This window comes from Acutalibacter muris (assembly GCF_002201475.1).
GTDB classification, from domain to species: Bacteria; Bacillota; Clostridia; order Oscillospirales; family Acutalibacteraceae; genus Acutalibacter; species Acutalibacter muris.
The window spans coordinates 1,953,201-1,973,220 of sequence record NZ_CP021422.1 but is presented as its reverse complement, the minus strand read 5'-3'; the positions used below and the strand labels follow the sequence as shown (position 1 = coordinate 1,973,220).

26 protein-coding genes and 1 pseudogene are annotated in these 20,020 nt (G+C 44.3%); 22 read left to right on the top strand and 5 right to left on the bottom strand.

Going from position 1 to position 20,020, the window contains the following annotated elements:
- Positions 1-10: 10 nt before the first annotated feature.
- The gene (locus ADH66_RS10090) at positions 11-463 is read right to left on the bottom strand and encodes a winged helix-turn-helix domain-containing protein (protein ID WP_084384191.1); all 453 of its coding nucleotides are present in this window, start codon (positions 461-463) and stop codon (positions 11-13) included.
- On the opposite strand from ADH66_RS10090, the gene ADH66_RS10085 reads away from it, so the two are divergent.
- From ADH66_RS10085 to ADH66_RS10065, 5 genes are all read left to right on the top strand, one after another.
- Complete coding sequence (locus ADH66_RS10085; RefSeq protein WP_330397737.1) at positions 449-1,138, top strand: DUF6070 family protein; 690 nt, start codon at positions 449-451, stop codon at positions 1,136-1,138. The two genes, ADH66_RS10090 and ADH66_RS10085, sit on opposite strands and share 15 nt — an antisense overlap.
- 66 nt (positions 1,139-1,204) lie before the next feature.
- Entirely contained in the window at positions 1,205-1,471 is a 267-nt protein-coding gene (locus tag ADH66_RS10080) for a hypothetical protein (protein WP_066541210.1), read from the top strand.
- Between the two features lie 76 nt (positions 1,472-1,547).
- Complete coding sequence (locus tag ADH66_RS20635; protein WP_066541212.1) at positions 1,548-1,742, top strand: hypothetical protein; 195 nt, start codon at positions 1,548-1,550, stop codon at positions 1,740-1,742.
- A 51-nt stretch (positions 1,743-1,793) separates the two neighbouring features.
- On the top strand, positions 1,794-2,441 hold the full coding sequence (locus tag ADH66_RS10070; protein WP_066541214.1) for a response regulator transcription factor: 648 nt from the start codon (positions 1,794-1,796) through the stop codon (positions 2,439-2,441).
- 14 nt (positions 2,442-2,455) lie between these two features.
- Positions 2,456-3,643: a HAMP domain-containing sensor histidine kinase gene (locus ADH66_RS10065; protein ID WP_066541215.1), complete on the top strand. Its 1,188-nt coding sequence runs from the start codon at positions 2,456-2,458 to the stop codon at positions 3,641-3,643.
- Positions 3,644-3,833: 190 nt separating this feature from the next.
- Here the strand turns inward: ADH66_RS10065 and ADH66_RS10060 are convergent.
- Positions 3,834-5,033, bottom strand: a pseudogene (locus ADH66_RS10060) (IS110 family RNA-guided transposase).
- Positions 5,034-5,364: 331 nt separating this feature from the next.
- On the opposite strand from ADH66_RS10060, the gene ADH66_RS10055 reads away from it, so the two are divergent.
- From ADH66_RS10055 to ADH66_RS09995, 14 genes are all read left to right on the top strand, one after another.
- Positions 5,365-5,700, top strand: a complete 336-nt coding sequence (locus tag ADH66_RS10055) for a hypothetical protein (RefSeq protein WP_207652978.1) — start codon at positions 5,365-5,367, stop codon at positions 5,698-5,700.
- A gap of 57 nt (positions 5,701-5,757) precedes the next feature.
- Positions 5,758-6,129 (top strand): hypothetical protein, encoded by a 372-nt coding sequence (locus tag ADH66_RS10050; protein WP_207652977.1) that lies wholly within the window; start codon positions 5,758-5,760, stop codon positions 6,127-6,129.
- 457 nt (positions 6,130-6,586) lie between these two features.
- Positions 6,587-6,964, top strand: a complete 378-nt coding sequence (locus ADH66_RS10045) for a GntR family transcriptional regulator (RefSeq protein ID WP_066541218.1) — start codon at positions 6,587-6,589, stop codon at positions 6,962-6,964.
- A gap of 2 nt (positions 6,965-6,966) precedes the next feature.
- Entirely contained in the window at positions 6,967-7,827 is an 861-nt protein-coding gene (locus tag ADH66_RS10040; RefSeq protein ID WP_066541223.1) for an ABC transporter ATP-binding protein, read from the top strand.
- The gene (locus tag ADH66_RS10035; RefSeq protein ID WP_066541225.1) at positions 7,824-8,471 is read left to right on the top strand and encodes an ABC-2 transporter permease; all 648 of its coding nucleotides are present in this window, start codon (positions 7,824-7,826) and stop codon (positions 8,469-8,471) included. Before ADH66_RS10040 ends, ADH66_RS10035 begins: the two co-directional genes overlap by 4 nt.
- Before the next feature lie 177 nt (positions 8,472-8,648).
- Positions 8,649-8,828 (top strand): hypothetical protein, encoded by a 180-nt coding sequence (locus tag ADH66_RS20630; protein ID WP_207652976.1) that lies wholly within the window; start codon positions 8,649-8,651, stop codon positions 8,826-8,828.
- Between the two features lie 85 nt (positions 8,829-8,913).
- Positions 8,914-9,453 (top strand): DUF1697 domain-containing protein, encoded by a 540-nt coding sequence (locus ADH66_RS10030; protein WP_066541227.1) that lies wholly within the window; start codon positions 8,914-8,916, stop codon positions 9,451-9,453.
- 40 nt (positions 9,454-9,493) lie between these two features.
- Positions 9,494-9,784, top strand: coding sequence for a hypothetical protein (locus tag ADH66_RS10025; RefSeq protein ID WP_407922893.1), 291 nt, complete (start codon positions 9,494-9,496; stop codon positions 9,782-9,784).
- A gap of 304 nt (positions 9,785-10,088) precedes the next feature.
- Positions 10,089-10,853: an EFR1 family ferrodoxin gene (locus ADH66_RS10020; RefSeq protein ID WP_066541229.1), complete on the top strand. Its 765-nt coding sequence runs from the start codon at positions 10,089-10,091 to the stop codon at positions 10,851-10,853.
- A 63-nt stretch (positions 10,854-10,916) separates the two neighbouring features.
- Complete coding sequence (locus tag ADH66_RS10015; RefSeq protein ID WP_066541231.1) at positions 10,917-11,555, top strand: methyltransferase type 11; 639 nt, start codon at positions 10,917-10,919, stop codon at positions 11,553-11,555.
- Between the two features lie 73 nt (positions 11,556-11,628).
- The gene (locus ADH66_RS10010) at positions 11,629-12,042 is read left to right on the top strand and encodes an SRPBCC family protein (protein WP_066541234.1); all 414 of its coding nucleotides are present in this window, start codon (positions 11,629-11,631) and stop codon (positions 12,040-12,042) included.
- 137 nt (positions 12,043-12,179) lie between these two features.
- Complete coding sequence (locus ADH66_RS20015) at positions 12,180-12,329, top strand: hypothetical protein (protein ID WP_157130717.1); 150 nt, start codon at positions 12,180-12,182, stop codon at positions 12,327-12,329.
- Positions 12,330-12,600: 271 nt separating this feature from the next.
- Positions 12,601-13,275, top strand: a complete 675-nt coding sequence (locus ADH66_RS10000) for a response regulator transcription factor (RefSeq protein ID WP_066541241.1) — start codon at positions 12,601-12,603, stop codon at positions 13,273-13,275.
- On the top strand, positions 13,263-14,465 hold the full coding sequence (locus ADH66_RS09995; protein WP_084384552.1) for a HAMP domain-containing sensor histidine kinase: 1,203 nt from the start codon (positions 13,263-13,265) through the stop codon (positions 14,463-14,465). Before ADH66_RS10000 ends, ADH66_RS09995 begins: the two co-directional genes overlap by 13 nt.
- An 83-nt stretch (positions 14,466-14,548) precedes the next feature.
- On the opposite strand, the gene ADH66_RS09990 is transcribed toward ADH66_RS09995, so the two are convergent.
- The 3 genes from ADH66_RS09990 to ADH66_RS09980 are packed head-to-tail and all read right to left on the bottom strand — an operon-like array spanning position 14,549 to position 16,874.
- On the bottom strand, positions 14,549-15,265 hold the full coding sequence (locus ADH66_RS09990; RefSeq protein WP_066541243.1) for an ABC transporter permease: 717 nt from the start codon (positions 15,263-15,265) through the stop codon (positions 14,549-14,551).
- A gap of 5 nt (positions 15,266-15,270) precedes the next feature.
- Positions 15,271-16,077, bottom strand: coding sequence for an ABC transporter ATP-binding protein (locus ADH66_RS09985; protein WP_066541245.1), 807 nt, complete (start codon positions 16,075-16,077; stop codon positions 15,271-15,273).
- On the bottom strand, positions 16,074-16,874 hold the full coding sequence (locus ADH66_RS09980) for a MerR family transcriptional regulator (protein ID WP_066541247.1): 801 nt from the start codon (positions 16,872-16,874) through the stop codon (positions 16,074-16,076). Before ADH66_RS09980 ends, ADH66_RS09985 begins: the two co-directional genes overlap by 4 nt.
- Positions 16,875-17,164: 290 nt before the next feature.
- Between ADH66_RS09980 and ADH66_RS09975 the strand changes: the two genes are divergently transcribed.
- From ADH66_RS09975 to ADH66_RS09965, 3 genes are read left to right on the top strand one after another with little or no spacing between them, the layout of a single operon-like run.
- The gene (locus ADH66_RS09975; RefSeq protein WP_066541249.1) at positions 17,165-18,067 is read left to right on the top strand and encodes an ABC transporter ATP-binding protein; all 903 of its coding nucleotides are present in this window, start codon (positions 17,165-17,167) and stop codon (positions 18,065-18,067) included.
- The gene (locus tag ADH66_RS09970) at positions 18,067-19,413 is read left to right on the top strand and encodes a hypothetical protein (protein WP_066541251.1); all 1,347 of its coding nucleotides are present in this window, start codon (positions 18,067-18,069) and stop codon (positions 19,411-19,413) included. Before ADH66_RS09975 ends, ADH66_RS09970 begins: the two co-directional genes overlap by 1 nt.
- Positions 19,346-19,993 carry a hypothetical protein gene (locus ADH66_RS09965; protein WP_157130718.1) on the top strand — a complete coding sequence of 216 codons (648 nt, stop codon included), beginning with the start codon at positions 19,346-19,348 and terminating at the stop codon, positions 19,991-19,993. Before ADH66_RS09970 ends, ADH66_RS09965 begins: the two co-directional genes overlap by 68 nt.
- Positions 19,994-20,020: the final 27 nt, after the last annotated feature.

The following is a 20,020-nucleotide window of genomic DNA, read 5'->3' as shown; positions in this document are numbered from 1 at the left end:
CCCGCCACCTTTAGATACGGGAAGGATTCTGTTTCCGGGCACGCTTGACCGGACGCTGGCACGTCAAGCCCCAGCGCCGCATATAATCCGACACACTGCCGTCCGAGATCTTTTTCCGATACCTTTTCCAGACGTATGCACACACTTTCTTCAGCGTCCACAGACTCCCAGGAATGCCGAATTCCTCTGGGCGGCGGGTAACAATCGTTTCCCGTATTTCCGCCTGCTCCTCCGGTGTCAGAAGCAGATGCGTCCCCTTCTGGAATCCGTGTTTCTTCGGTTCCAGCGCTTTGTCTCCCTCTCGCTTATATGCCGTCCATATTTCGCTGGCGCGACTCTGCCGTACTCCGGTTAATTCCTCTATTTCTTTCCCGGTTTTCCCCATCTTTTTGAGGCGTACGACCTGCCGGCGTATCTGCTTGAGTTCTCCACTTTTCAGTTTTCGTAAATCTATGTATTCCATACTCTCTATTTTACCACTTTCTACTGCTTTTTTCTAGGTCGTTTTTCAGGAATAATATTAAGGCTTAAGCCTGTAGACAAGGAATTATACGACTTAAATGCAAAATATATTTTGCCAGTGGGGTATCACAATGTAAATCTGTTTCTCTGTGATTGGGATACCTCGGATTATGGGGACTTGTGCTTTAACGACCTGTTTGAATGGCTATATAAATTGAAACACAATGATTATGTCTATGCAAGGGACTATGCGCAAGAGGATGAGCCATATTACCATTGCTGTATTCCGGCAGAGGAGTTTGAGGGGATAATTCTGCCATATTTTGAAATCTCTCTGGCAGAGTTCAAAGAAAGGGCATTATATAACGCGGAAAAAGATATATACCCCTGGCAGGACCTTAACTGCTCCAACATTGCGTATTACCCAACGGTGATACCGGAAATCACAGAGGCAACAGAGAATAAAGACGGGTCAATAACATTGAAAGTGAATGTCATGTGCCTGGACAATAAGACGGATTGCCTTTTTTCGCACGAGGTTACAGTAATGCCATATGACAACGGAGGCTTCAAGTATCTTGGGAATAAGATAACCTATAAAAGTCAGATAGAGCTTCCTTCGAGCGAACCGCGTATACCGGCACAGAGAACAGCGAAAGAGCAAGAGAGCGAATGATAATTAAACAGGATATATTATGTTGCTATATTTTGTTATAAAAATCGGCGTTGAATGGAGGATAATATGGGGAATTATAAAGAACTGCAAAAATATCTTGAAAATACCGGAAAAACAGAGATTAAGTTATCCTTTGATAATCTAAAAAATATTTTGAATATTGAAGTTAATTATGCTATTGTTCTCCGTTTACAAAAGGAATTTCAATGCAGCTATATGGTTTACAATATTTCCAAACAAGAGAAATGGGTTGGCTTTTGCAAAATCGAAACGCAAAACAATGACGATGATGATGCAACCGTTACAACATTAGCTTCAATGTTATGGTGGTAAGGAGGTTGTTAGATGGTAAAAACCGAATGGGCGTTGTGTCCTAATGTAAGCAAAAATACAAAAAAGGTTGTCGAATATGGGAACCAAAGAAGAAATAATGAGGGTGGGGACCTGCGTCTCTGCCCTCATTGCTTTTAGATATATGAGTTTGACCGTAAAGCATCTGCTTCTTTATGATGCCGACCTATGTAGACGCTATCATTCAGCACCCATGAAATATGGAAAGAGCAGAAAGCTTATTGGACATAATATGAGAGGAAAGAAGATGTAGATAAAATGTTGAGAAGCATCTGTTATACTAATCCAAATGGAGGTGTGAAAAATGAGCGCAAAAATATTGATAGCCGATGACGAAGCGGATATTGTGTCAATGCTTGGAAGTTTCTTTAGGCGCAAAGGCTATGTCGTTTTAACGGCGGCAAATGGAACGGAAACGCTAAAACAAGTGGAGCATAATCCGGATATTATTTTGCTTGATATATGCATGCCAGGTCTGGATGGATTAGAGGTCTGCAGGCATATTCGGGATTATATATCGTGTCCTATTCTTTTTCTGACCGCCCGGATTGAAGATACAGATAAGGTAAAAGGATTTGCTGCCGGCGGTGATGATTATATCGTTAAGCCCTTTTCACTTGTAGAGCTTGAAGCAAGGGTAAAAGCACATTTACGGAGAGAAACACGGCATAATTTCGAGGCGAAGATTAAGTTTTCCAGTGACTTGGTTATCGACTATACAGAACGCTGTTTGTTCTTTCAGGGGAAACGTATAGGATTTGCAAAAAGAGAATTTGACATCGTAGAGTTTTTATCCCAGAATCCGGGGCAGATTTTCGATAAGGAACGGATTTATGAAAGCATTTGGGGATATGACAGCGAAGGGGACAGCAGTGTTGTGACAGAGTATATTCGCAGGATCCGGACAAAAATAGCTGCATATACAGACAAAGTATATATCGAAACGGTTTAGGGGTGCGGGTATAAATGGATAAAATGAAGCGTACCCTGCGAGATTTATCCCTTCCTGGAAGTCTTGTGTTTTATATTGTGATTTTTGTCATGCTTGCACTCGTTCTTTCGGTAATGACAAATTCCATATGCGAAAGAGCAGCCGAAGCCATTCGGATGTCTTACCCAGCGTCCGGTGAAAAAAATTATCTGACAAATGAGCAGGGCGAACGCTTGGGAGACGGCGTATATATTGGAAAAGAATTTGTTCCGTTGTCTCCAAGTGACGAACGCACTATAAATCTATTGAAGCTGCTTCCCTTGATTGCCGCACCTGTGTATTCTGCGCTGTGTATTATAGCGGCGGCATTGCTTTTTTACAGAAAAAAACTGAGAAAGCCGCTTGCTGAGTTACGGACAGCATCAGAAAAGATATCCAATAACGATTTAGACTTTTCAATTGGATATGACAGCAAAGATGAATTGGGGAGACTGGTTGGCTCTTTTGAAACTATGCGGGCTATGCTTGCAAATAATTTTTCTGAAATGTGGCGTCAGGTCGAAGAACGCAAGCGGCTTAATGCTACTTTTGCACATGACCTGCGCACCCCTCTCGCGGTGCTGAAAGGATATAATGAGATGCTGCAGTCAAGTGAACATGCGCAGACAAAAGAAATCGCTGTCACCATGGGAAAGCACCTTTCCCGTATGGAAGCCTACGTAAATAGTGTGAGTAACCTTCGGCGACTGGAGGATACACGGCCGGAATATAAAACGGTTCCTTTACAGCAGTTCGTATCGTCTCTGCAGGAAAGTGCGCTGATTTTATGCACACAAAACGGGAAAAAGCTACTTATGCAAAATAAAACGGTTGACTGTGATATTCTTATGGATAAAATGTTTGTTTCTGAAGTATGCAATAATCTCATAGCAAATGCTGTGCGATTTGCCCAGACTTCCATCACACTGTCTTTTTCTTTACAGGGCAACGGGTTATTACTTTCCGTATCAGATGACGGAAAAGGATTCGATAAAAAGACTGTTCACAAGGTAACAAGTCCCTATTTTACAGAAGAAACAGAACGTTCTGAACATTTTGGCCTTGGATTATACATCTGTAAGTTGCTATGTGAAAATTATGGCGGTTACTTGAAGATTGCCGATGTTTCAAACGGCGCAAGAGTACTCGCTTTTTTCAAAACTCCCTCTTTTGAGAAAAAGTAGATAATTGCAGTGTATACTCTCTATTGAAAACAGATAGGGAGTATTTTTTTACCCCTATGAGACCTGCTAATAAAAGTCAATACCGAAAATGAAAAAAAGTGATGATGAAAGAGAAGCGGTAAAAAGAGCATATAAAAACAAGCCGCCGCCCAATAAAAACGTCAGCCGAATTGTCAAATTCAAATGGAAGTTAAGCCTGCAGGGAATTGAGAAAGGCGTTTACAGAGGCATAGTAGATGCGGAGAAATTTATTGGCGGAAGCCATCATGCACACTTTATAAGGCTTGCCCGCAGAGCGCTTTTTGATCATGAACTGGTAGACAGGTTCGTCGGATGGAGAACGTGCCAGGATCGTAGTCATAATAAGAAACAGGGTTCTGCGTAAAGCCGGAGAACCGCGCTTAGAGATATGACGGCTGCGCATATTGAATAACCCCGACTGATGCGGCGGAGCATCGATCCCAGCGAATGCAACCGGAGATTTCTTCGATTTGAAACGGCGCACATCGCCGATCTAGGCTATGAGCTGAGGGCCAAGGGCAGGGCCAACACCGAATTTCTCCATGACCACGAAATATTCGGGCAGCGCCGAGGCTAAGGACTGCATTTCGTTGCGGAGCGCGGCCAAAGACGCGGAAGTGGATTTAAGCTGAGCGGCAGCATGTTTGAGCAAGAATTTTGTGTGCTCAGTTTTAGGAAGGACGCTTACAGCGGCAGAGGCACAGGCATAAATCTGGCAGGCTTTGGCGATGCAAAAATTATAGCCATGCTTTTTGCACCACATATGATACTTGTCCGTAAAAGTCTTCTCGGAAAGCCCAGAAACACATTCACGATGCCAGAAACTGTCAGCAAAGTCCACCCATTTCTGGCTGCCGTCAGGCCTTTGCGGACTGGTGAAAATCCGGTTTACGCCAGGAAAAGTCATATCCAGCAGTGCAATAAGACTGTTTTTGAGCATAGTCTGTATCTTCGCGCACTGCTGATATTGCCGGGAACAGGTTTTGAGCAGTGCCCGGGTGTTCTCCTGCGGTGCATATGGCAAAAGTTCAGTCCAGTGTTCCAGGCCATACCTGGCGAGCCTTCTGGCGTCTGCCCGGTCTGTTTTGCCAGGTCTCAGGCTGCTGCCGTACCCTCGTAACAGTATGGGATTGACCACGCAGACAAAAATGCCGGCATTGTAAATCATGGCGGCAATGGGCAGATAGTAGTTGCCTGTTGCCTCCATAACAACGCGGGTCTCACCGTCCAGGCTTTTCAGCAGCTTTGCCAGCTCGCTGAGTTCACTGATGGTGTGATCAACATCAAAGGGCGGGATGATTTCTTCTCCCATACGATTTACAGTTATCGTGCTTTTACCTTTTGAAACATCGATGCCAACAGAGTTCATTTACATTCCTCCAATACAATATTGCACAACCGGAACCCATCTTTTCTCGCTGCCGATTCAATCTATTGGGTGACACGAACTCTGCCGGCAAATCTATCTTCCCGCCCATGGGCGGGAGGATGAGCCACAGGACTGGCTCAACCTGCTTAAACCGAACGCCGCAACAAGAGGATGGCTGACTGTCTCATGTGCGGACTTAGAAGCCCTAAAAGAGTTACGCCAGCCAGTTGCTCCTCTTATTGTAGCTTAGGCACGAGATGGTGGAAAGTCCTTCTGGTTGAAGGATTATTTCGACCAAATATATTGTAATAAAAGATTTTTACTTTGTGGTTTGGCCGCAATCATGATTTTAGCTTTGGCTGCCTGTGGAAATAACTCCGGCGATAAGAAGGATGATCAGAGCGGAAAACAGGCCCAGACCGGGTTGAAGCAGGGAGCACAGGAGCTTGTCCCGGAGTGGGTGGACGGCGAAGCATACACACCGCCCATCAGCGAACCTATTGATGACGGCGAGGATGTACGGAAGAATTCAGCTCCCGGCAACCAAACAGAGGAGCCTGAACAGCAGAAGGCCGGTGGACATGGTGTTCATGAACTTGTGCCGGAAGGGGTAGATGGGCAGGAATATCCGCAGGGCAAAGACGAATCGGCAGATGAGGGCGCATGAATATGTGAATATCTGGTGTTTTGACAGCGTCACAAAGTTGTTGTTTATTGCAGAGCTATGTATTGGTTTAACTCACTTGTTTGGGGGATGTATGTACTTGCCAACCGGGAATTGACTTGTCATACGATGAGGAGGTTGTCCGCCTTTTCGAAGAGACAACAAAGTTTAATGTATGGCATTTCTTATCACCTTGATCCTCAAGTAGTCACAGTCGGAGAACGGGACACAGCACTTGCAAATGCAATCAATGATATTCAATCTTTTTGGTATGATACTGATCTCGAAACTCTTGCTGAAATGTCGTCTGACGAAGTGTTTTTCAAACTAAATGCAATCGCAGATGACAATAGCACAAATGCTATACAGCTTTCGATTGTGGAGAATTATCATATATTTCTATCATCATCCATGTTTGGAGAACAAAAATAAAGCGGTCTGCATCGGAAAGAACCGGGGGTGTCGAAACAGAGTATTTTATTCCTCTGGTGCAGGGCCATGGGACTTCGCACCACACCCCACGCAAATCGTTGTAAACTGCCTGCAGTCCGCCAAAGAATGGGGAGCGGGCCGCGTATGCCTGGGCGCAACGGAACAGGGCAGGCCGCTTTATGAAAAGCTGGGATTTAAGTCCCTAAATGATGAAATGCAGTTGGACTTCTGACTAAAGTGTTTGAAACGGAAAAGTGTACCGAGCCTTTTGGGTGGCACACTTTTTTTATTCGTTTCAGAAGGCGATCGTCCGTGTCATGGGTCCGTTTTAGCTATCCCAAGTAAATCCCATGAAGAAATTGCTCCAATTTTGAAATTTCTCTTGACAACAATGTGCGAATTGGTTATAATGTACTCATACAAGCAATACAATTAGAACAACGAGAGGAGCTGCAGCGTGGAAATAATCATCAGCAGCAATAAAGGTCAGCCAATCTATGAGCAGATTACCTCGCAGATTAAAGCGAAAGTTATGAGCGGCGAGCTGCAAACCGGTGATTCCATTCCCTCCATGCGCGCTTTGGCAAAGTCAATTCATGTAAGCGTTACCTCCGTACAGAAGGCATATGAAGACCTGCAGCGGGACGGTTTCATCGAAACAACGGTGGGGCGAGGGAGTTTTATCACGGCAAACAACAAGGACTTCTATCAGGAGGAGCGGCAGAGGCAGATGGAAGAACACCTGCAGGAAGCGGCGGAAATTGCCCGGACCAGCGGAATTTCACTGGGAAAAACGATAGATTTGCTGACGATGTTCTATCAGGAGGAGGAATAGTGATGGACAACATTTTAGAGGTCAGAAACCTGACAAAGCAATATGCAGATTTTACACTGGATCATGTGTCCTTTTCGATTCCGAAAGGAACGATTATGGGGCTGATCGGTGAAAACGGCGCTGGCAAGAGTACCACAATCAACGCCATTCTGGAGCTGATTCATAAGGATGACGGAACTGTGACCTTCTGGGGGCAGGAACTGTCCTCTGCAAAGCAGCTGAAGGAGGATATCGGTGTTGTATTCGACGGTATCAATTTCTACGAGACGCTGACAGCGGCCAAGGTCGGGAAAATCTCTCAGGCGGCATATAAGCAGTGGGAGGACCGCCTGTACAGAGAATACCTGAACCGTTTCCAGCTTCCTGCGGATAAAGAGATTAAGACTTTCTCCAAAGGGATGAAGATGAAGCTCTGCATCGCAGTGGCGCTTTCGCACAGGCCGAAGCTGCTGATTCTGGATGAGGCCACCAGCGGTCTTGATCCGGTGATGAGGGATGATATTCTGGACGTCTTCCTGGAATTTGTGCAGGACGAGGAACATTCTATTCTGATTTCCTCGCATATCACCACTGACCTGGAGAAAGTTGCGGACTCTATTACGTTTATTCACCAGGGAAAAGTGCTGTTCTGCAAGGCAAAGGATGAGCTTCTATACCAGTACGGCATAATCCGCTGCGGAGCTGCTGCCTTTGACGAAATTGACAAATCGGAGATCCTTGCGTATCGAAAAGAAGATTACCAGTGGAACGTGCTGGTAGCGGATAAAGAAAAGGCAAGACGGCGATATAAAAACGCTGTGGTGGATGACGCCGCTATTGACGATATTCTGCTTTTGTATGTGAAGGGAGAGAGGACAAAATGAAAAGCCTGATTTTGAAAGACCTATATAATATCGGACATAACATGAAGTCTATGCTCTTGGTTCTGGTCATTTTGGCAGTCGGACTGATATCCTCTGCCGGTACAGAGAGCTATGTGGTTGCCAGCGGCGTGATCTGCGGAACGATGGTTATCACGACATTTTCCTTTGATAATATGTCCAAGTGGCCGCGATATGCCATGATTATGCCTGTCTCCAGAAAGGATCTGGTAGCCTCCAAGTTTATCGTTCTGCTGATTTTTGCGGTTGGCGGCGCTATTGCAGGCCTTGTGCTGGGGGCTGGCGGCGGCGTCCTGCTTCATAAACTTGTGCTGAATACAGAGGGAATCGTGACGCTTCTGCAGTTGAGCCTAATTGGTTTGCTGTACACGGCAATCTGTGGCAGTATTTCGATCCCCTTAGTGTTCAAGTTTGGCGCAGAGCGGGCGCGTATGCTGATGATTGCCTCGTTTATCGCCCCGAGTGCAATTTTCTACGGTATATATAAGCTGCTGGAGGGTATAGGAATCGTCTTAACGGAGGATATGATCCCAATGCTGCTCTGTATCGCTCCGGTGATCGTCGTTATATGGGTTGCCGTGATGTTCAAACTAAGCTGTTATATCTTTTCAAAGCAGGAGCTATAATGAGAGTGATGTGAATATTTCAGCCCATCTGATGAGAATTAAGTTATCATTAGATGGGCTTGAAATGTTGAGCAGAGCCAATGGAAATCTGTTATAATAAGCTACTAAAACAATAGAGTGTTTATTGGGGGAAAGGAGAGTCGGGATGAAGTTAAAAGACATAACGAACGGACCAGATTGGATGATATGGGTGGTGTTTGCTGTATTTGTCCTGATAACAATCCTTTTACTGATCATTTTGATATGGCGATTGGCCAAAAAACACTTCCTGCTGCTATGGAGTATGTCTTCGGGGCGACTACTTTGCTTGACTGCGCTGTGATGATGATACTGGCAAATTCAATATGCAAAAAGTAAAAAGAGAACGGTAGAGGCGGAGAACCTATAATACAGTCTGTGGGGGTTCATAACGAAACAGGGAAAAGTGAGGTGTTAAATTGAAATGAAAAGATATATTGCGTTTTTGCGTGGTGTTAATATAAGCGGTAAAAATAAAGTCCCAATGGCGGAATTAAAGAATGGCTTTGAAGAAATGGGCTTTGCGGAAGTCAGGACATATCTGAACAGCGGCAATGTGATTTTTTCAAGTGATGAAGGCGGTATGGAGGGATTCACAAACCAGATTGAAACAATGATACAAAGGCTTTTTGGCGTTGATGTTCCCGTTTTTGTCATATCAAAAGAAGCGCTCGAGGATATTTTAGCACATGCACCTGATTGGTGGGGGAGCGAAGATAAGGCAACCTATGACAATCTGATTTTCATTATCCCACCAACCACATTTGCTGATGTGTTTGGCGAGATTGGAGAACCGAAAGAAGAATTGGAAAAGCTAGAGGGCTACAAAGAGACGGTATTCTGGTCCTTTAGCCGGAAAGATTACCGGAAAACAAATTGGTGGCCCAAGACTGCGAGCACAAATATAAGTACCAAGCTGACGATCAGAACCGCAAATACTGTTCGGAAGATTGTTGAAATGTAGCTGTCGGATTGAAATATAAAGCGAAAGGAATGGCAAAGCAATGAAAATCGAAAAATGCCAAAAAGAGTCCTTTGTCGTAATCGGAAAAGAAGGGGCAACGACAGACGGGGCCGGTTTTATTCAAAAGCTATGGGACGATGCAAATTCCCATTTTGGAGAAGTTTCGCATCTGGTAAAGAAAGACGAAAACGGGAACATCAGCGGAATATGGGGCGCGATGTCCGATTTTTCCCGGTCATTTAAGACTTGGGAGGATTTCAGTAAAGGACTTTATCTTGCGGGAGTAGAATGCATCGATGGCGCGGAGGCCCCCGGTGGCTGGATAAAATGAGCTGTCCATTATTTTACCTGCCCTCAGTCCGGGAAAGGATATATGTTTTTACCGATAAGGAAGTTGTAAAACAGAATGAAATCTTTCTGTGGAATTGGCTGCACCAATAGATGTTTGAGATGATAACAAGATTTACTTGGGGAACTGGCTATATAAAAAGACATTGACAAGTATTACGGGATCATTGCTGATGAGAAATATCTCATGGTGTCTGAGTACAGCGGTTTTGGGGCTGATGCGGAAATAGTCGTATTCAAACAGTGGAATGATGCAGAGAACAAATAGATAGTTTTGAGGAAAAAGTATGATAGGCATATATTTAAGTGGAACAGGAAATACCAAACACTGTATCGAGAAATTGATGGAGTTATTAGATCAATCGGCACAGACCCTCCCGATTGAGGGAAAAGAAACAGCAAATTTATTGGCACAACATAACTTTGTTGTTTTGGCATATCCTGTACAGTTTTCAAATGTCCCTGTCATGGTACGGGATTTTATAAAGGATCATTCAGCCCTTTGGAAAGGAAAGACGGTGCTTTGCCTTACCACAATGGGGTTGTTTAGCGGAGATGGGGCGGGCTGTTCCGCACGATTATTGAAAAAATATGGTGCAAAAGTCGTTGGCGGTTTACACATTCAAATGCCCGATTCCGTTTGTGATGTGAAGCTGCTAAAGAAATCCCTTGAAAAAAATCGGGAGATAATAAGGGCGGCAGACAGAAAAATTGAAAATAGTGTGGGCAAAATGAAGCAAGGAAAATACCCAAAAGACGGATTGCATTTTTACGATAGAATAGCAGGATTGCTCTGCCAACGATTATGGTATTATGGAAAAACAAAGGACTATTCTGATAAGCTGAAAATCAGCAAAGCCTGTGTGGGGTGTGGACTCTGTGTCAGTCTATGTCCTATGGAAAATCTCGTCATAAAAAACAGTAAGGCGACTGCAGGAAGTCGTTGTACCATGTGTTACCGTTGCATTAGCTCCTGTCCCCAGCAAGCAATAACTTTATTGGGAGATACAGTTGTTGAACAATGCCGCTATGAAAGATATTTGGAAGAATAGATATCTTTCTGACGGGGAGCTACACGATAACAAGATGATCATAGGCAAAACAGGAGAAACAGTATGGTAAATCCGTGGATAGAAATTCCATTAGATGATTACGAAAATCATATGCGGCTTGGATCTGTTATGCAGTTGCAGACAATGAACCAAATGATGAAAAGTCAGCTTGAGGATTACCCGGTTTCCAGCGCAATGATATTAGGTGTTGCCGGAGGTAATGGTCTTGAGCATGTACAAAAAAGTAAATATGCAAAAGTGTATGGGGTGGATATCAATCCTGACTATCTTCAGGAGAGTGTCCTCAGATATCCTGATTTAACAGGAGTGCTGGAGTGCTTGTGCATTGACCTGACGAAACATATGGAGAGGTTGCCGGAAACAGAGCTACTTATTGCAAACCTACTGATTGAATATATAGGTTACAATAATTTTCAAAAGGTAGTTCAACGTACCAATCCAAAGTATGTTTCATGTGCAATTCAATATAACATAGACGTGGAATGGGTGTCGGATTCTCCTTATATTCATGTATTTGACGGGTTGGAGAGTGTACATCAGCAAATAGACGCATCATTTGTTGAGAACTTGATGAAAAATATAGGATATCATCCAATCAAAGTATTAAGATATCCGCTTCCCAACGGGAAAGAACTTATACAGATGGATTATGAAAAAGAGGGGATACAGGCTTTGGAATAGTAATGTCTTTGATCAAAGAGGGACATAGCATTGCTAAATGCAGACAAATGTATAGTTTGGCAAAAAGAATAGAATGGGGGAACATCTAGTGAAGCGATCAACAGTGACAGCGCAGTTTCCTTGTGACTGCAAGACAGTCTGGGACATTGTTACAGACAACAAAAACTATGAATGGCGGAGTGATTTATCCAAAATAGAAATGATTGACGAAAATCGGTTTGATGAGTATACAAAGACCGGGTTTGTGACGCATTTTCAGATTACCGCAAAAGAGCCATACCGGAAATACCGATTTGATATGGAGAATCAAAATATGAGCGGTCACTGGAGCGGCATATTTGAGAGCCGGAATGATGGTACCCAGATTACTTTTACAGAAGAAGTTCGGGTGAAGAACCCGATTATGAATCTGTTTGTAAAGGGGTATCTGAAAAAACAACAGGCTAAGTATATAGCTGATCTCAGAGAAGCGATAGCAAAATTGTAAGATTGTTGGCTGGTTACAGATAAAACAGTTTACAAAAAAATATTGATAATTTAATTAGGAGAACTCAAGGATTAGATGCATAATCAAAGAGAAACGAGGAGGCAACTACAAGGGCAAAAAAACAACGGAAGTGCGACATGGAATATAAAATCCAAGCCGTAAAATTAGCAAAAGATCTTGGCGGTGTAAAAGGAGCAGGAAAAGGAAATCCGCCGCCAGCCGTCGGAAGTCTGCAAAAGGCAGAGAATATTGACAATATCAAAAGCGGAGCTGACCATTCTTTTTGATGAAGACTCAGGAATTCGCTTGAACAAGGGAGACATATTCAAGTATAATGCTGACGAACCGAACGCTGAAGCAGTAGGTTGGGAGACCGCTCTGTTTGGAGCGGTCTCCTTTGCCGCATACTTAAAATATGTACTTCACCCGCAGGACGTGGTATAATCAGACGAATGCTTTGGAAGATGGAGGGATAAAAAACGCAGCTTGCACTGAATAGTAGATAAAATGTTGAAAATTGCGGCATAATCTGAAAGCTAGAAATGGGAGGTGGGCAGAATGCGAGACACTATTTTAATTGTAGATGATGAGGCGGATATCGTTTCCACTCTTGCGGACTACTTTATGTACAACAACTATGATGTAATGACGGCGACAAATGGAATGGAAGCGATTGAAAAGGCAGGAATGCAGCCGAATCTCATTTTGTTGGATATTAATATGCCCAATGTGGACGGTCTGGAGGTTTGCGCCCGGATACGGGATTTTGTCAGCTGCCCGATTCTGTTCCTGACTGCCAGAGTGGAGGACAGCGATAAGGTCAAAGGCTTCGGTATGGGCGGGGATGATTACATTGTAAAGCCCTTTTCATTGGACGAACTTGGTGCAAGGGTTGCCGCGCACATCAGGCGGGAACGCCGCAGAGGGAAGACGCCCAAAGTGCAGCTTGCCGATAAACTGGCGATTGACTATACAGAAAGACGAGTGTTCTATGACGGCAAGGAAATCCCCTTTGCAAAGAAGGAGTTTGATATTATCGAGCTTCTGTCCGGCCATCCGGGGCAGATTTTCAGCAAAGAGCGGATCTATGAACTTGTCTGGGGCTATGACAGTGAAGGAGAGTCTTCCGTGGTGGCCGAACATGTTCGCAGAATTCGTGCGAAGCTTGCAGCCTCAGACATAAAACCGTATGTAGAAACGGTTTGGGGAGTGGGATATAAATGGGCAAAATAACAGAGTTTTTCAAAAGAAAGTCGATAAAGACGGCTTTTACTACGTCTATGCTCGTCTGTATTGTTTCTGCATTGCTGTTATCCTTGGCTCTATCAAGCTGTTGTCAATGGGGGCAGTCCCAAATTTATAAGCAATATCAATTTGAGTTTGGCGTATCCGATCCTGAAATGGTGATTGGATTTGATAGAACAGCCGATGAACAGAAAGGAAGCATATCTTATCAGACGCCACTGAATTTAATGGATCATTTTACGCCGGCAGACCGGACTATATATAATATTCTTGGTTTTTTGAGTATTGGCGTATATCCCATTTGCTTCATTTTCTGTATTGTCGCCACCAGCATTTTATTCTACAAACGGCATATGCAGAAACCTCTCGCCATACTGGATCATGCCGCCGGCCAGATTGCCGATAACAACTTGGATTTTAAAATCGTTTATGATAAAGAGGACGAACTGGGAAAGCTGTGCGCTTCCTTTGAGAAAATGCGGCAGGCATTACAGGAAAGCAATGAGGAGATGTGGCGGCAGATGGAGGAACGCAAAAGGCTGAATGCGGCGTTCTCTCATGATTTGCGGACACCGCTGACGGTTCTGAAAGGACAGAGCGAATTGCTGCGGCAATATGCTCCGAAAATGACAGCAGAAAAAGTGAGTGATACCTCAGATATGATGCACCGGCACATCGTAAGGCTGGAGGAGTATGTGCAGACTATGGGAGAGCTGCAGCGGCTGGAGGATATTGAAATTGTCCGGCAATCCATAACACTGGAGGCGCTTTGCAGGCAATTAGAGGAAACGGGAGAGGCTGTATGCGATAAGAAAGGGTTTTCCTATGAAGTTATAGGTAATAGGGATTCTGGTTTAAATATAGACGCCTCTATTGTAATGCGGGTATATGAAAATCTCCTTGCCAATGCAGTGCGGTTTGCAAAGGAAAAGATTATGGTATCGGCAGAGTCGCAGGAGGGATATCTGTATCTTACTGTTTCCGACGATGGAGCCGGATTTGCCAAAAAGGATTTGGAGAATGCCACGAAACCGTTTTACAAAACAGTGCGGGAAACAGATAACGAGCATTTCGGTATGGGGCTGAATATCTGCAAGATTCTTTGCGAGAAGCATGGCGGATATATCCGGCTGAGCAACCGTGACGGGGCGGTTGTTACTGCGGCGTTCAGGCAGTGATTCTTCTGACTACGATAAGGTAATAAAAAGAATCCCATATGGAAAAGTGATTACTATTGGAAAGATTAGCGACTGCTTTCAAGCTAATCCGATTTTTGTTTCTTCAAAAGTATTCCGCATACGATTACCGCCGCAAAAAAGACAAGGATTAAATACCATAAATTTTCCAGGTAAAAGCCCTTGTCCAACATCAGTCGGTATCCCCAAGAAGCAGGAAAAATTCTCCCTATCATTTCGAGAAAATCGGGCAATAAATCGACGGGAAACATAATCCCCGAAAGCATAATTGAGGGCAAAAATACTAACTGTGCTATCATCGTTAGTTTCGCCTGGTTTTTTATAATCAACCCTAAAATACTTCCAATACTTAACGACACAATAATGTATATAGCAAGTGCCAAAAAGAAAGTCGGAGGCTGTGCCGGCAAGACTGCTTCAAATAATACGGGAGCCAGCAGCACTATCACAGCACAAGCAATCATCAAATGTATGAATGCGGAAAGAAACATCGTAATAAGACCCAGATAGATAGGCACTCCGTTTGATTTATAAACTTTTTTTATGTCACTTCCATAAGTTTCAAGCAACGACGGCGGTAATCCGATAAATGCCCCCATTGAAACACTCATTACAATCATAGATTGAATGAGCGTGCCTCTCATATCGGGCATAACAGAAGTGAAAATACCGCCCATCAGAAGGAAGAAAATAAGCGGAATGATATAACAGGTAACTAACAAGGATTTGCTTCGTATATCCAATTTCCACTGTAACGCTACACCATATAAAAAACCACTCATTCTGTTTACCTCCTCGTCATCTCTATAAAATGCTGTTCCAGTGTGCCACGGTCAATTTTAATATCTAACACGTGAATTTCATTTTGTTTCAACTCGCCGAGCAGAGTGATCAAACTATCTTCTATATTATCTGTTTCAAAAGTGCTCTCCCCATGCTGTGTTTTGATATGGATAAAATATTTCTTTTCAACCTTTTCTGTAAGCTCTGAAGCCGTACCACAAAAAGCAATATTTCCGTGATTTAAAATTGCAATGCGGTCACATAAGGTTTCTACCTCCGCCATATCATGGCTTGCAAATACAAGCGTTTTTCCTTGTGACTTGAGTTTGCGAATTTGTTCGTGAAGTGAAACCCTACCCTCGACATCAAGCCCCGCAGTCGGCTCATCAAGAAAAATAATATCTGGATTGCCAATAAGCGCAAGGGCGAGATGCAGCCGCCTTTTTTGTCCTGTGGATAATTGGATATACTGCTTTTTCTCAATATCTTTAATACCGAGAGCGTTAAGCATAGTGAAATCAACCTTTGCCCTATTCCATTTTGAAAATAGCCTTATAGCTTCCCTTGGTTTGATATGGGCAGGTAAAGATGATGATTGCAATTGAATACCCATTTTCCCGTTTATCGTAATTGCACCGCTATCATATTTTTTCAAACCCTCAATACATTCAAGGGCTGTAGTTTTTCCTGCGCCATTTACACCGAGCAGAGCGAAAGTTTCTCCCTTTTTAATTTCAAAATCAAGTCCATTGAGAACAATGTTGCTGCCATAGCTTTTCTTTAATCCACAAACTTGTATTGCGCTATTCATCCTTGCACCTCCTCAAACGGATTTACTCCGAGTTTCGAAAAGTAGACTTGCAAAGCTGGCTCTAAATACTCGTTTACAATTTTTTGCCTTTCTTCCCAAGCGTTTGTGGCGGTATCAATGTTGCCGATCTCCATCAATTTTGGAAGCATACTCATATCGCCGTTTGTAAATTCCATAATCAAACCCCAATATTCTTTTACAACCTGTTGGCATTTTTCGCTTTCAGGCGGTACATTTTCCTTTTGAAATTGTACGATTTCATCGCTCAAACGATTAAATCTATCTACAAAATTCAAACCGCTTTCCTTATCAAACCGATTACGGATATGGTCAAGCGTATCATCATCAAAACGCTTAATGAGATAGTAAGAGTCGTTTTTCATTTGTAGATTAACAATAATATCTGCATACTTCTTGAAATTGACTGTCTGCATTTGTAACACTTCTTCTTTTAACTGTTCGATTGCTGCCAACGAGGCAGTTAACTGTTCTATCTTCTCCCGAATGCTATCTGCCTGTTCGGTAAGGGCGTTTGCCACATCAGTCGGCGTTTCTAAAGAAATCAGGCGTTGCTTTATGTCGTCCAAAGAAAATCCCAGTGATTTCAAAGATGTAATCTGATGAAGTGTAACCAAATCTTTATCTGTATAAAGTCTGCGTCCGCCTTCGCTTTCTGCTGATGGAGATAACAAGCCCTCTTTATCATAGTATTGCAATGTGCGGACAGTAACTCCTATTTTCTTTGCAACCTCTCCAACTGTCATAAACCCAGGCGGTATTGCTCTGTGTTTTGCCATAATTTTTTACCTCCTATGATACATTATACATCATTACGCTGCGTCACAAGCAAGCCTTTTGAAAAAAATTAATTATGCACACACTTGTATGTTGTTCATTTTGGGGGACTATTCTAAAGAATTCTTCACCTTTCATCGAGCCCTCCTCTGTTATTGATGGCTGCCTGTGCATTTAAAAAAGACAATTTATTCCGCAAGGTTTTCTTGACGAGTAGACAAAAAGTTGAAAATCTCCTTTTATCCTATACCTGTCAGAGGGGAAACCCATCTGAGGAAAGGAGCTTTTTCAAATGAACAATTCTATAGAAATCAAAGGGCTGAATAAATTTTACGGAAAGAAGCAGGCGCTTTTTGACGTGAATCTTTCTATCCAACAGGGTATGTTCGGCCTGCTGGGGCGCAACGGCGCAGGTAAGACCACCTTGATGAAGACGTTGGCTACACTGCTGCAAAAGAAAAATGGAGAGATTACGGTATGCGGCGTTCCAATAGAGAACGCCAAAGAGATCCGCAGGATTATCGGGTATCTGCCCCAGGAGTTTTCCATGTACCCATCCATGAAGGTGGGGGAGGCCATGGAATATCTGGCAATTCTGTCCGGGCTCAGCGGTGCCGAGAGAGAAGAACGGGTAGACACACTCCTCAAAAAAGTGAATCTGACAGAGCACTGGGACAAAAAGGTGAAGGCTCTTTCCGGCGGCATGAAACGCCGTCTTGGAATCGCCCAGGCGCTGCTCAATAATCCTAAGGTGCTGATTGTTGACGAGCCCACCGCTGGGCTGGACCCCGAGGAGCGTGTCCGATTTAGAAACCTGCTGTCTGAGATTGCGGAGGATAAGATTGTGATTTTGTCCACCCACATTGTAGGGGACATTGAGGCCACCTGTGAGGATATCGCCATCATCAACGAGGGCAGGGTTATCTATAACGGGACAGTCGATCAGCTTTTGCAGGAAGCAGAAGGCAGAGTATTTACCATGACCGCTTCCAAGCGAGAACTTCCAGAGCTTAAAAGACAGCTTTCCATCACCAGTATGCACACCCAGGGAAACAAGGTTCATATCCGCTTTATAGCAGAGGCCTTGATGCAGGGTGCCAAGGTGTGTGAGCCGAATATTGAGGATGCATATATGCTGTATCTCCACACCAGCGGCGTTCGTGAGATTTTGGGTGAAATGGGAGGTGAGTGGTAATGCTGTTGTTGCAGGAGATTAAAAAGGTTGTAAAATCCCTTCCCTACTTGATTTTCGTTGCAGCTGTTGTGATCGGGCTGTTCTCTCAGGGGGTATTCCGCTTTCAAGACAATCTCCTTGAGGAACCACAGCCGGGCGGCAGCTACGGATTTAAATACGAGGAAATCCCCGAAATCATCATGCCAGCTGCACTCCAAGCTCTGTTGGCGGAGTTTGGAGGCAATGACTATACCACCTATCCCATTGGATTCATTAAGCATGTAAAGCTCAGCGAGGGGAAGCAGGAAAAAATGGCTGAGATACTCTCTGAAATTACGGGAGCTGACAAGGAAACAATTCTGCAGGAAGTAGCCGGGATGACGGCTGGCGGTTCCGACAATTACACCTTTCAAATCGGCGGGGAGGGGATGCAGCAGGACGGCAACGGCAGCTTTACCATCGGCTCGGAGGAGAAACAGCAGAACAGTCCTGAAAAAATGACATTCGCAGTCCGTGATGACATGGACTATGCCCGTTTCAAGGAGCTGATGGGGAAGGCAGACGATCTTCTGGGCGGCGGTTCCAACTACGCGGTGGATTCCCTGATTGGGTACGGGACGGTTCCGCTGACCTATGAAGAGGCAAAAGAGCGGTACGACCTTGCAATCAGTTCCGACAAAGTGACCGGCGGTTATGCCCGTCTGTTCTCTGACTATGCGGGCGTTATGGTGCTGTCAATCCTGCCGGTGTTTCTGGCGGTCATTCTGAGTATGAAGGACCGGCGTGCCAAAATGGAGGCGTTGATCTATACAAAGAAAACCTCCGCTGCCAAGCTTACCTTTATCCGGTATCTGGCGCTTGTGATAGCAGCTATGCTCCCGGTCATTATCATCTCTTATATATCAAACATGATGGTCTGGAGCAGTTATCACGGTATGCAGCTGGATTACCTGGCTCCTCTCAAGTACGATTTCGGCTGGCTGCTGCCAAGCGTGATGATTTCCACAGCTATCGGTATGTTCTTGACGGAATTAACCGGCACACCCATTGCCGTTGCAGTACAGGGGCTTTGGTGGATGTTCGATGTGAATCTGGGAATCAAAACCGTTCCTTCGGCATATGCCCTGTTTCGCCTGGCGCCCCGCCACAACGCAGGAGCATATTCATGGTTCCGCACCCAGGATTATCTGGAGCATTTTGGGAACCTTGTGCAGAACAGGCTGCTGATGGCGGGAATCGCCCTGGCACTTATCCTACTCACAATTTTCATCTATGAAGCGAAAAGAAAGGGGAAATTCGGTGGAAATGCATTCTTCAAAAAAGCGGTTTCCGGTATTAGAGATCGCAAAAATCAATCTCAGGCATAACGCACTTTTGTCCATTGCGGTGGCTGTCCTATTGTGCCTTGTCACTCCGTTATTTATCGGCACAGCTAATCTGGATCGAAATTCCGCTGCCATGCCACTGGAGATGTTTGTTTCTCTGATTGGTGTTGTGCTGCTGACGCCAGTATTTCAGCCGGAGCAGAACGAGGAAATTGACGACCTGGTATCTTCCAAGTATTGCAGCACAGCAAAGGTTCATCTGATACGAACGGTGTATTCGATAGGGGCTGCCGCTCTGCTGATCTGTGTATTTACCGTATCTATGAAGCTGCAAAGCTGCGATGTCACGCCAGTGTTGGCGCTTGGAACTATTGCAGATGCCTTGTTCTTAGGTTCCATGGGTATGTTTACCTCAGCGCTGACAGGAAATACAGTCATCGGATACATGCCGCCGCTGCTGTACTATGCGATCAATATCGGAATGGGGCCAAAGCTGGGAAGCTTTTATCTGTTTTCTATGGCCACAGGCAGCTACGCAGCAAAGCTGTGGCTGTTCCTTGCAGGACTACTGATGACGGCAGCAGCTCTATTCTATCAAAGGCTCCGCAAGCGGAGGGCATAAATTATTCGCAGTGAGAACCAGATGATT

Bases quoted from the DNA above. Each gene is read 5' to 3' on its own strand.
- ADH66_RS09980 (WP_066541247.1), bottom strand. From the start codon at position 16,874: ATGGCAAAACACAGAGCAATACCGCCTGGGTTTATGACAGTTGGAGAG.
- ADH66_RS09985 (WP_066541245.1), bottom strand. From the start codon at position 16,077: ATGAATAGCGCAATACAAGTTTGTGGATTAAAGAAAAGCTATGGCAGC.
- ADH66_RS20635 (WP_066541212.1), top strand. From the start codon at position 1,548: ATGGGAACCAAAGAAGAAATAATGAGGGTGGGGACCTGCGTCTCTGCC.
- ADH66_RS10025 (WP_407922893.1), top strand. From the start codon at position 9,494: ATGAAAATCGAAAAATGCCAAAAAGAGTCCTTTGTCGTAATCGGAAAA.
- ADH66_RS09995 (WP_084384552.1), top strand. From the start codon at position 13,263: ATGGGCAAAATAACAGAGTTTTTCAAAAGAAAGTCGATAAAGACGGCT.
- ADH66_RS10030 (WP_066541227.1), top strand. From the start codon at position 8,914: ATGAAAAGATATATTGCGTTTTTGCGTGGTGTTAATATAAGCGGTAAA.
- ADH66_RS10050 (WP_207652977.1), top strand. From the start codon at position 5,758: ATGTATTGGTTTAACTCACTTGTTTGGGGGATGTATGTACTTGCCAAC.
- ADH66_RS10000 (WP_066541241.1), top strand. From the start codon at position 12,601: ATGCGAGACACTATTTTAATTGTAGATGATGAGGCGGATATCGTTTCC.
- ADH66_RS10015 (WP_066541231.1), top strand. From the start codon at position 10,917: ATGGTAAATCCGTGGATAGAAATTCCATTAGATGATTACGAAAATCAT.
- ADH66_RS09990 (WP_066541243.1), bottom strand. From the start codon at position 15,265: ATGAGTGGTTTTTTATATGGTGTAGCGTTACAGTGGAAATTGGATATA.
- ADH66_RS20015 (WP_157130717.1), top strand. From the start codon at position 12,180: ATGGAATATAAAATCCAAGCCGTAAAATTAGCAAAAGATCTTGGCGGT.
- ADH66_RS10070 (WP_066541214.1), top strand. From the start codon at position 1,794: ATGAGCGCAAAAATATTGATAGCCGATGACGAAGCGGATATTGTGTCA.
- ADH66_RS09970 (WP_066541251.1), top strand. From the start codon at position 18,067: ATGCTGTTGTTGCAGGAGATTAAAAAGGTTGTAAAATCCCTTCCCTAC.
- ADH66_RS10010 (WP_066541234.1), top strand. From the start codon at position 11,629: ATGGGGGAACATCTAGTGAAGCGATCAACAGTGACAGCGCAGTTTCCT.
- ADH66_RS10020 (WP_066541229.1), top strand. From the start codon at position 10,089: ATGATAGGCATATATTTAAGTGGAACAGGAAATACCAAACACTGTATC.
- ADH66_RS09975 (WP_066541249.1), top strand. From the start codon at position 17,165: ATGAACAATTCTATAGAAATCAAAGGGCTGAATAAATTTTACGGAAAG.
- ADH66_RS10035 (WP_066541225.1), top strand. From the start codon at position 7,824: ATGAAAAGCCTGATTTTGAAAGACCTATATAATATCGGACATAACATG.
- ADH66_RS10090 (WP_084384191.1), bottom strand. From the start codon at position 463: ATGGAATACATAGATTTACGAAAACTGAAAAGTGGAGAACTCAAGCAG.
- ADH66_RS10040 (WP_066541223.1), top strand. From the start codon at position 6,967: ATGGACAACATTTTAGAGGTCAGAAACCTGACAAAGCAATATGCAGAT.
- ADH66_RS10065 (WP_066541215.1), top strand. From the start codon at position 2,456: ATGGATAAAATGAAGCGTACCCTGCGAGATTTATCCCTTCCTGGAAGT.
- ADH66_RS10080 (WP_066541210.1), top strand. From the start codon at position 1,205: ATGGGGAATTATAAAGAACTGCAAAAATATCTTGAAAATACCGGAAAA.